The sequence below is a fragment of the Pseudomonas sp. P4_D7 genome, from assembly GCF_056401755.1.
Genome location: NZ_JBFUIR010000084.1, coordinates 1 through 9333 on the forward strand (window position 1 = coordinate 1; position 9333 = coordinate 9333).

Annotated in this window: 9 protein-coding genes; 6 read left to right on the forward strand and 3 right to left on the reverse strand. The window is 55.6% G+C overall.

The annotated features are described in order from the left end of the window. Window positions 1-268: 268 nt before the first annotated feature. Window positions 269-1060 (forward strand): transporter substrate-binding domain-containing protein, encoded by a 792-nt coding sequence (locus AC1DVF_RS27770; RefSeq protein ID WP_460100880.1) that lies wholly within the window; start codon window positions 269-271, stop codon window positions 1058-1060. Window positions 1061-1063: 3 nt separating this feature from the next. Here the strand turns inward: AC1DVF_RS27770 and AC1DVF_RS27775 are convergent, their stop codons facing one another. Together AC1DVF_RS27775 and AC1DVF_RS27780 are read right to left on the reverse strand one after the other, a co-directional pair. Beyond that, window positions 1064-1276 carry a hypothetical protein gene (locus tag AC1DVF_RS27775; protein ID WP_016984584.1) on the reverse strand — a complete coding sequence of 71 codons (213 nt, stop codon included), beginning with the start codon at window positions 1274-1276 and terminating at the stop codon, window positions 1064-1066. Between the two features lie 119 nt (window positions 1277-1395). Beyond that, on the reverse strand, window positions 1396-1896 hold the full coding sequence (locus tag AC1DVF_RS27780) for an Lrp/AsnC family transcriptional regulator (RefSeq protein ID WP_093433799.1): 501 nt from the start codon (window positions 1894-1896) through the stop codon (window positions 1396-1398). A 119-nt stretch (window positions 1897-2015) separates the two neighbouring features. Here AC1DVF_RS27780 and AC1DVF_RS27785 point away from each other — a divergent pair, with 119 nt between their 5' ends. The 3 genes from AC1DVF_RS27785 (at window position 2016) to AC1DVF_RS27795 (ending at window position 5696) form a co-directional block, all read left to right on the forward strand. Next, entirely contained in the window at window positions 2016-3050 is a 1035-nt protein-coding gene (locus AC1DVF_RS27785) for a histone deacetylase family protein (RefSeq protein ID WP_315448602.1), read from the forward strand. A gap of 50 nt (window positions 3051-3100) precedes the next feature. Then, window positions 3101-4153 carry an ornithine cyclodeaminase gene (locus AC1DVF_RS27790; protein WP_460091589.1) on the forward strand — a complete coding sequence of 351 codons (1053 nt, stop codon included), beginning with the start codon at window positions 3101-3103 and terminating at the stop codon, window positions 4151-4153. 127 nt (window positions 4154-4280) lie between these two features. Beyond that, window positions 4281-5696, forward strand: a complete 1416-nt coding sequence (locus tag AC1DVF_RS27795; protein WP_477783485.1) for an amino acid permease — start codon at window positions 4281-4283, stop codon at window positions 5694-5696. Between the two features lie 86 nt (window positions 5697-5782). On the opposite strand, the gene AC1DVF_RS27800 is transcribed toward AC1DVF_RS27795, so the two are convergent. Continuing rightward, the gene (locus AC1DVF_RS27800; RefSeq protein WP_122608670.1) at window positions 5783-6145 is read right to left on the reverse strand and encodes a DUF6124 family protein; all 363 of its coding nucleotides are present in this window, start codon (window positions 6143-6145) and stop codon (window positions 5783-5785) included. Window positions 6146-6848: 703 nt separating this feature from the next. On the opposite strand from AC1DVF_RS27800, the gene AC1DVF_RS27805 reads away from it, so the two are divergent. Both AC1DVF_RS27805 and AC1DVF_RS27810 read left to right on the forward strand, forming a co-directional pair. Further along, complete coding sequence (locus tag AC1DVF_RS27805; protein ID WP_477783486.1) at window positions 6849-7766, forward strand: AbiJ-NTD4 domain-containing protein; 918 nt, start codon at window positions 6849-6851, stop codon at window positions 7764-7766. Between the two features lie 699 nt (window positions 7767-8465). Continuing rightward, window positions 8466-9104 (forward strand): hypothetical protein, encoded by a 639-nt coding sequence (locus tag AC1DVF_RS27810; RefSeq protein ID WP_477783487.1) that lies wholly within the window; start codon window positions 8466-8468, stop codon window positions 9102-9104. Window positions 9105-9333 lie beyond the last annotated feature (229 nt).

Here is a 9333-nt window from a genome sequence, read left to right on the forward strand (position 1 = left end):
GCTGGCAGCAGCGTGCTGAACACGTCGTTGGCTGGGATCACTTGCGCTCAGCCATTCTCAAGCCGATTCACCTATCGCCACAGGTCTTCCAACTGCAACGCCGCATTGAGCAATTGGCTGAACCTGTCAAAACTGTAATCCCCTACTCAGCCAACTGAAAGCTGGCGCTGGAGGCGTTGCCCGGTACGTTGAGTCCGGGCGCGGGATGACACCCGGGAAAGCCTTTCACTACACTGGGCCACCGTCCTTCTCAGAAGCCCCGATCGCAATGACAACATTAAAAAGCACGATGATCCTCTGCGGCCTGCTGACCCTGGCCGCCGGCGCCCATGCCGAGCAACCCCCTTCGCACCTCGACAGCATCCAGCAACAAGGCCAGTTGCGCGTCTGCACCACGGGCGACTACAAGCCCTACACCTTCAAACGCACCGACGGCGATTTCGAAGGCATCGACATCGCCATGGCTCGCTCGCTGGCCGACAGCCTCGGGGTCAAAGTCGAATGGGTGCAAACCACCTGGAAAACCCTGATGCCGGACATGCAGGCCGGCAAGTGCGACATCGGCATGGGCGGCATCTCGGTCACCCTCGAACGGCAGAAAAAAGCCTACTTCAGCAACACCCTCGACACTGACGGCAAGATCCCGCTGGTACGTTGCGACGATGTCAGCAAGTACCAGACGGTGGAACAGATCAACCAGTCCGGCGTAAGACTGGTCGAACCCGCCGGCGGCACCAACGAAGCCTTCGTCCACGCCTTCCTGCCCCAGGCGCAACTGGCCCTGCACGACAACGTGACGATCTTCCAGCAACTGCTCGACAACCAGGCCGACGTGATGATCACCGACGCCTCGGAAGCGCTGTATCAGCAGAAACTCAAACCGGGCTTGTGCGCGGTGAATCCGCATCAGTACATGCAATATGGAGAGAAGGCTTACTTGCTGCCGCGCGATGACATCAGCTGGAAACTGTATGTCGATCAGTGGCTGCACTTGAGCAAAGTCACCGGCAAGTATCAACAAACGCTAAGCGAATGGATTGCCGTACCGGCCGCGCAGTAATCCTCAATCATCATGCAGCATCCCGGAGCTGTACTGATTGAGACTGCTGCCGATACTGTTGCCGCCGAACTTCAAGGTATTGGCGTTGCGCCCCTCCGGCGACTGACAGTCGCTGGAGAAACAACTGGTAGTGGTCAAACCACCCGCGCCGGAACAGGCACTCAACACCGATACTGCAGCAGCAATCAACAGCACTTTGACGACATTCAGGCGCATGGCACGATTCCCCTCGGTATGAACAGCGACGATCTTGTCTCAGCAGACTAGGCCTGCTTTGCACGCGGCAAGATGAAACTTTGCTGATCGACAGCGGCGGTTCAGCATTGCCTGCCCGTTCAATCCTTTCCCGGTTTAGGAATCGCAATCCGGCTCCCAGTCTTGACCTCGCGCAACGCCAGACTCGACTGAATCGAGGCAATCCCCACCTGACGCCTGAGCACCTGCTCGATGAAATCGCTGTAGCTATCAAGATCCTCGGCCAACACCTGCAACACATAATCGGCATCGCCAGTAATTTTGTGACAGGCCACCACCTGCGGCAATTGCGCAATCACCGCCTCGAAGGCGTCCGGCGCGTGGTCGGCGTGGGTGGAAAAACGAATGTGCACGAACGCCATGATATCCAGCCCGAGCATTCGCCGATCAAGGTTGGCCTGATAGCCCTTGATGACCCCCGCCTCCTCCATGCGCTTGCGCCGTCGCCAGCACGGCGTAAGGCTCAGCGACAGCCGCTCACTGAGTTCAGCGTTGGAAATACTCGCGTCCTCCTGCAATAACTCAAGAATCGCCAGGTCGGTCTCGTCGAGGCTGATGCGTTTGGATATTTTTTTCTGCATGCCGCCATTCCTGAGTAAAAACGCCCGAATAATCGACCTAACCACGAAAACAAAGCAAAGAAAGCGCAGCTAAGCCGGAACAGAATATTTGCACTGGCCAACAATAACGGATGCGCAGAATGTTTACAGTTTTCAGTGATTCCCACCGTTTGCACCACGGCACCGAATTGAAAGACGGCGTGCTCAAACCTTCTTTCGAGCAACCGAGTCGCGCCGACACCGTGCACAACCGCGTGAAACAGGTCGGTCTCGGGCAGATCGTCGAGCCGCGCGCGTTTGATCGCTCGTGCTACGTCAACGCGCACAGCGAGCGCTACGTCAGTTTTCTCGAAACTGCCTGGAGCGAATGGTGCGCAACCGGTCGCACCCACGATGCCTTGCCGCTGGTATGGCCGGTGCGCGATCTGGCCGGCGAAGAGGTGCCGACGTTCATCGACGGCAAGCTCGGTTTCTATGCGATGGATGCCGGTTCGCCGATCACCGCGACGACCTGGCAAGCGGTAAAAACCAGCGCCGATATTGCCCTCACCGGCCTGGCCCTGCTCGATGAAGGCCATGACAGCGCCTTCGCCCTGTGCCGTCCGCCTGGCCATCACGCCGCGCGCGAATACATGGGCGGTTATTGCTACCTCAACAACGCTGCCATTGCCGCGCAACAAGCCATCACCCAAGGCGCCAAACGCGTCGCAGTGCTCGACGTCGACTTCCATCACGGCAACGGCACGCAGAACATTTTTTACCAGCGCAGCGACGTCATGTTCGTCTCGTTGCACGGCGAACCGGCGGTGTCCTATCCGTACTTCTCGGGGTACAGCCACGAAGTCGGCGCGGGTGTCGGCGAGGGTTACAACCTCAACTATCCCCTGCCGAAAAACACCACCTGGGAGAGCTACCGCAACGCCCTGCTCCACGCCTGCAAAAAGCTTCAGCAGTTCGCCCCTGAAGTGCTGGTGATTTCCCTGGGTGTCGACACGTTCAAGGACGACCCCATCAGCCACTTTCTGCTGGAAAGCGAGGACTTCATCGGCATCGGTGAACTGATCGCGAGCGTCGGCTGCCCGACCCTGTTCGTCATGGAGGGCGGCTACATGGTCGATGAAATCGGCATCAATGCCGTCAACGTGCTGCACGGCTTCGAGAGCAAACGCAGCTGAGCCGCCCGCCGCTCTACAACCTTTCAATGACTGGATCGGAGAATAAAAACATGACGCTTTTTATAGATGTCGATGATGCTGCACGCCTGTTCACCCAAGTCGGCATCCGCCGCGCCATCCGCGAAATGGCCGGCTACATCGAAGCGGACTACGCACGCTGGGCGCAGTTTGATAAATCACCGCGCACGGCCAATCACTCGGCAGACGGCGTGATCGAATTGATGCCGACCGACGACGGCCAGCAGTACTCGTTCAAATACGTCAACGGCCACCCGAACAACGGCCAGCAGAACTTGCTGACGGTCATGGCCTTCGGGCTTCTGGCGGATGTGCAGAGTGGCTATCCCACCCTGCTCAGCGAACTGACCTTAACCACCGCCGTGCGCACCGCAGCCACCTCGGCACTGATCGCGAAGTCGCTGGCGCGCCCGGGTGCGACTTCGATGGCCCTGATCGGCAACGGCGCGCAAAGTGAATTTCAGGCGCTGGCCTTTCATGAAATGTTGGGCATCAACGAAATCCGCATTTTCGATATCGATCGCGACGCTTCACTCAAGTTGAAGCACAACCTCGCGGCATTCCCGGACATCGAAGTGATTCTGGCCACCTCGGTGAAGGACGCGGTAAAAGGTGCGGATATCGTCACCACGGTCACCGCCGATAAAGCCTACGCAACCATTCTGACGCCCGAAATGATCGAGCCCGGCATGCACATCAATGCGGTCGGCGGTGACTGCCCGGGTAAAACCGAACTGCACGCCGACATCCTGCGCAACGCCCGGGTCATCGTCGAATTTGAACCGCAAACTCGCATTGAAGGCGACATTCAGCAACTGGACGCCGATTCCCCGGTGATCGAGTTTTTCCGCATTGTGCAGGGCGAAGTGGCCGGACGCGAAAACGCTGCGCAGGTGACGGTGTTCGATTCGGTAGGTTTTGCTCTGGAAGACTTTTCCTCTCTGCGCTACCTGAATGACCTGGCTCAGGCACAGCAAATCGGCCAGCGCATCCACCTGGTGCCGACGCCGGCCAACATCAAAAACCTCTTCCAACTGCTGGATCCGCAACCGGCCAAAGCCTCGCGTCTGCGTACCGTCAGTTGATCGCTAACCGCCGCCCCCAAGCCACAAGGGGCGATTCACCTTGTGCTTAGCCGCTGCACCTCTAACAAGAACGCTCAACACCCACTTTCTGCCAAAACTCAAAAACATAAAATCAAGAGGTTTTGCAATGAAATCGACCCCTTCCGGGCTGCCTGAACAGCCCGCGCTGCAGCGCACGCTCAGCAATCGTCACATCCAGTTAATGGCCATGGGCGGTGCCATCGGTACCGGCCTGTTCATGGGTTCCGGGAAGATCATCGCCCTCTCCGGAACGTCGATCATCCTCATCTACATGATCATCGGCCTGTTCGTGTTTTTCGTCATGCGCGCCATGGGCGAAATGCTCCTGTCCAACCTCAACTTCAAAACTTTTGCCGACTTCGCCGGTGCCTACCTCGGCCCACGCGCAGCGTTCTTTCTCGGCTGGTCATACTGGCTGAGCTGGAGCGTGGCGGTGATCGGCGATGCCGTCGTGGTCGGCGGATTCTTCCAATACTGGTTCCCCGACGTACCGGCGTGGATACCCGCCGTCGGCATGCTGGCAACCCTGTTCGCCCTCAACGTACTGACCGTCAGGTTGTTTGGTGAAGTGGAATTCTGGTTCGCGATCATCAAGATCATTGCCGTCGTGACCCTGATCGGCGTCAGCACCGTGCTGATCGCCAGCTCCTTCGTCTCGCCCAGTGGCGTCACCGCGTCCCTGAGTCACCTGGTGGACAAACAAGCGGCGTTCCCCAACGGCTTGTTCGGCTTCTTCGCCGGATTTCAAATGGCGATCTTCTCCTTCGCCGGCACCGAACTGATTGGCACCGCCGCCGCCGAAACCCGCTCGCCGGAGAAGACCCTGCCCAAAGCGATCAACTCGATTCCGCTGCGGATCATCCTGTTCTACGTCCTCGCGCTGACCTGCATTATCGCCGTGACCTCGTGGCAACAGGTTTCCCCCGTCAAAAGCCCTTTTGTCGAACTGTTCCTCGTCGCCGGATTTCCCGCAGCGGCCGGTATCGTCAACTTTGTAGTCCTGACCTCGGCGGCCTCATCGGCCAACAGCGGCGTGTTCTCATCAAGCCGCATGCTGTTCGGGCTGGCCAATCAAGACAACGCGCCCGGCCTATTCCGCCGACTGTCGAGCAACAGCGTGCCGCTGCTGAGCCTGGCGTTCACCACGCTGCTGATGCTGGTCGGCGTGCTGGTACTGTTCATCGTGCCGGAAGTCATGACCGCGTTCACCATCGTCTCCACCGTGTCGGCGATTCTGGTGATCTTCACCTGGTCGACCATCCTCGCGTCTTACATCGCCTACCGCAAAAAACGCCCGGATCTGCATGCGAAATCGGCTTACAAGATGCCCGGCGGCGTGCCGATGGCTTGGTTTTCGTTGGCGTTTTTGGGGTTTGTGCTGGGGTTGCTGGCGTTGAGGCCTGATACGCGGATTGCGTTGATGGTGATGCCGGGGTGGTTTGTGTGGTTGGGAATTGCTTATCAGTTGACGCGGTTGAGGAAGCCGAGGTCTGCGGTTGAGTCGGCGGGGCAGTTTGGCTAGATCTGCAAGAGAAAGCCGTCACCTGGAAGTGACGGCTTTTTATTATCAGTGAACGAGCACTTCACCTGCCCATGGCGGGACAGGCTTTACGCCTTCACCTCAACGTTATCCAACGCCTGATTCACCGCCAACTCCCCCAACATCACCACCTGCGCAATGCCCAGCGCGGTTTTGCGGTGTGAGGGCTCGAGTGCTGCGGCGAAGTTGTTGAGCATTTCCGAAGCAGAACTCAGCGTCTCACTGGCATTGGCCAGCAGGGATTCCGAGTCGTACTTCGGATTGGCTAGGTACATGCGCTCGGGCTCGTTGACGCTGGCCATGATGTGGCCGGCGGGAAGGAGGTAGTGATCGAGCGCGCGCTCGGCGGCTTCGTGGAGTTTTTTGGAGTTGAGGGATTCGTAGGGGGATGCGGGATCGGTTTCTGGTGGGTTGGGCGTTACTTTGAACATAGATGGAACCTCTAGCGCGATTACTAAAAGGAGCCATCACCCACGCTACCAAACGATGGGTGGCGGCCATACGCGGGTTGGTAGACCGGTCGCACTAGAACCCGGCGCCCACGAATGGGCCCCACGCATGACCACCATGAAATCCGAGTCCTAGGGAAGCGACTGAAATTGGTGATGCGATGCATCTAGACACGAAGCGGGCTACCAAACCCGATCACTGGGTTTCAGTGATGTGGGGACGATAGAACGTGCGGGCTAGACGCACAAGCCGGCGGATTCTGGCTTAGGTGTAGGGGGATGCGCAAGGGAGTGTAGGCTTAGGACTGCAGCAAGAGACTTCATTTAAACAGACGCGGCTTTTTCTGTTGGATGGGCTCTACGAGAACGCTAAACGATCCAAATATTGTCACCAACGCAGAGAGCACATCGTTCTTCTAGAAGCACTGTCCGTGGCTCCGATGATGGATTGGACGTAGCCTTCCTCCAACGATCCATCCAGCTTGGCTAACTCGCCGTAATCTATTCGTTTTGTAGCAATTTCTAAGCAGGCCGTAATAACTTCCTGACAGGGCCACTACCGGTACTATGCTTGTACTTTAATTCTCGGTTTTGCAGTGATCACCTTCAAGATCGCTCCGGCTCATTTTGATCTCCGTTCCCACCGCTCCTGATTTCCACCTCTTACCAAAATTGGGCGTCTACCATGAACGATTATTTTAGCGACCGGCAGCAAGGCCCTAGGCCTCGAACTGAAGAGACTGTCTCGCATGTGGTGTGGGGTGGCATTGTGGGTCTCGTGCAATCTCTGATTACGACGGGTGCGTTTGGAGTCAAATATCCAGAAAACTGTCCCGATGGACACGGGCCGATAGGCACGGACGAGCATGCTTTGTCACTTGCGGTTCAAGCAGAGATGCCTGGTTTTCTATGGCCGTTGAGCACGACCGAGACAGTCCAAGCAGGCTTCTTCTCTGAGCAGCAACCGTATGCGCCGGATACTTTGTTGGTTCTCGACTTCATCGAGTTCTGTTATCGCGTCGTGGCGAAGCCAATTCAAGGCTCTCACCACAGCTACTTTGGCCACTACCACCTTCAGTTCAACGAAGCGGAGGGCAAGCAAACTTTTCTCGAAGACATCAACAGAATTTTCTCGCGTAACAACCTCGCGTTTGAGCTGTGCAACTCAGGCCAAATTGTAAGGCTAGCACCTGCTGTCTTACGGGAGACCTTGGCATCCGAGCAGTTTAGCAGCGGCGACAAAACACTCGATGGCATGCTGGAGGACACCCGCACAAAGTTTCTCAACCCTGCCCCCGCGGTCCGCCGTGAGGCTATCGAGCGTTTGTGGGATTGCTGGGAACGATTGAAGTCCCTTGAGAATCCAGGAAACAAGAGGCAATCCGTTGAAACATTACTTTCAAAAGCAGCCCCAGATGCAGAGTTCCGTTCAGTTCTCGATGCTGAAGCGCGAACGCTAACAGATATAGGTAATTCGTTTCACATTCGGCATTCCGAAGTGACTCAATCCGCCGTCACTGACTCAGCGCATGTCGACTACCTCTTCCACAGACTCTACAGCATGATTCAGTTACTTCTGTTAAAGCGACGTGATCCGAGATAACGCCTGAACAAACCCCGATTGTGTTGTAGTATTTCGGTCGTTAAGCCCCAACCCTATGTGTGTATGGGGCTTAGCGCATATCACCACCACATGCACAAACGCATGACTGGCATTGAATGGCATGGATTAGCGTGTGGTTTGCCCCATTTTTGCCCCATCCTCGCAAGCTCCCTGGCTCACGGTCCCGCCGGGTCATAACGAACGGCAAACTCGTCCCTCACATAGGCAGCATGCGGCCAATAGCGGTTCGAGGGGTGCAAACGCTCCGGGACGTACGGTCACGGCAGTCAGAAATGCAACTGGACTTATTACTCTACCAAGGTAAAGTCACCGAAATGATAAGTAATCATTCACGACTCGGCAGCATTTCTTTAAGCGTTTTCGCATAAACTTAGGAAGCTGTACAAAAAAGGAAAGTTGTATTACATGCAAAAGACAACGCTGATTGATCGCTTTGGAAACCCATTTACCTCTCAAACACAGCTTGTCGTTGTCGCAAAATTACCGAATGGAAGTTACGCAGAGGAACAGGACCTGTCTTCGTGGCAAAATGGGTAGCGTAACACTAACTTAGTTGCTCACGCGCACGGCTATGACCTCTTAGACATCCTCACCAATGAGTTGGGGCTTGTTGATGTAGATTCCTCGGGGCTATTGCAACTACGGGTTTTGGTAACCGCCGATCCTCACGTATCTGTAATGCGGGTGCTTGGTAAAATTGCCGAAGCAGTGATCGTGCAGGAGTGCAATCGCAGCATATCCTCGAACAGAAAATGGGGTATGGTTGCAAGGAAAGGTCGACGGCCGCACCAAGCGCTAGACGACTTCAAGGCAATTGGTACGGGACTTAATTCTACGAATAGGCACTACCCGCAAAAATATAACGCAACAAACCCTCAAAGAGACATCATTTGGATTCATAAAAAAAATACCACCCAAGAGCTTTTGCAATTGGTGCGAGGCAACAACTCAGGTATATCTGCTGGAATTCAAGTGAAGGTCAGTCACGATGGCCTCACGTATTTATATCAGTCCGATATCGTTACTCGGCGGTACGAGGTGCCGCTTGTGTACTTCGACTTGGGAAATGACTTTCACAACTTGGCCAATAGAATTTACGCAGCCAAATTGGATGTGGCAATCGGCACCGACTTCGTACGAGGCCACACAATCTCACCAGAAATCCACGAATTGTTAGTTTCCTACTATTGGCTTGTATATGATTTGGTTGCGGGAAAGATGACAATTGATCAACTGGTCAAAGACGAGTTGCTTTTCGACGCATTCAAGAAAGACGTGCAGGAACAGCAACTCCATAAGCAAATTATTGTTCTGTAATGAATCCACAGTATCGCAGATGTATCGCGTGTGCTGTGGGTCGGCAGCAATTGCTCGTCTGTGACCGCTATCGACAAGGGGCCTCTCCCAAAAGGCAGCTAGTGGATAGCGGTCATTGGAAAACAATTACAGGTTAGGGATTCGCCCCCTCCGACTTCACTACGGGCTGGTCTTGTCCAATAAATCTGGCTGAAATAGGACGAACCTTTGGCCCGAAACGGCCCCAAGC

Coding starts and splice junctions, on each gene's coding strand:
- AC1DVF_RS27770 (WP_460100880.1), top strand. CDS start 269: ATGACAACATTAAAAAGCACGATGATCCTCTGCGGCCTGCTGACCCTG.
- AC1DVF_RS27775 (WP_016984584.1), bottom strand. CDS start 1,276: ATGCGCCTGAATGTCGTCAAAGTGCTGTTGATTGCTGCTGCAGTATCG.
- AC1DVF_RS27780 (WP_093433799.1), bottom strand. CDS start 1,896: ATGCAGAAAAAAATATCCAAACGCATCAGCCTCGACGAGACCGACCTG.
- AC1DVF_RS27785 (WP_315448602.1), top strand. CDS start 2,016: ATGTTTACAGTTTTCAGTGATTCCCACCGTTTGCACCACGGCACCGAA.
- AC1DVF_RS27790 (WP_460091589.1), top strand. CDS start 3,101: ATGACGCTTTTTATAGATGTCGATGATGCTGCACGCCTGTTCACCCAA.
- AC1DVF_RS27795 (WP_477783485.1), top strand. CDS start 4,281: ATGAAATCGACCCCTTCCGGGCTGCCTGAACAGCCCGCGCTGCAGCGC.
- AC1DVF_RS27800 (WP_122608670.1), bottom strand. CDS start 6,145: ATGTTCAAAGTAACGCCCAACCCACCAGAAACCGATCCCGCATCCCCC.
- AC1DVF_RS27805 (WP_477783486.1), top strand. CDS start 6,849: ATGAACGATTATTTTAGCGACCGGCAGCAAGGCCCTAGGCCTCGAACT.
- AC1DVF_RS27810 (WP_477783487.1), top strand. CDS start 8,466: ATGCGGGTGCTTGGTAAAATTGCCGAAGCAGTGATCGTGCAGGAGTGC.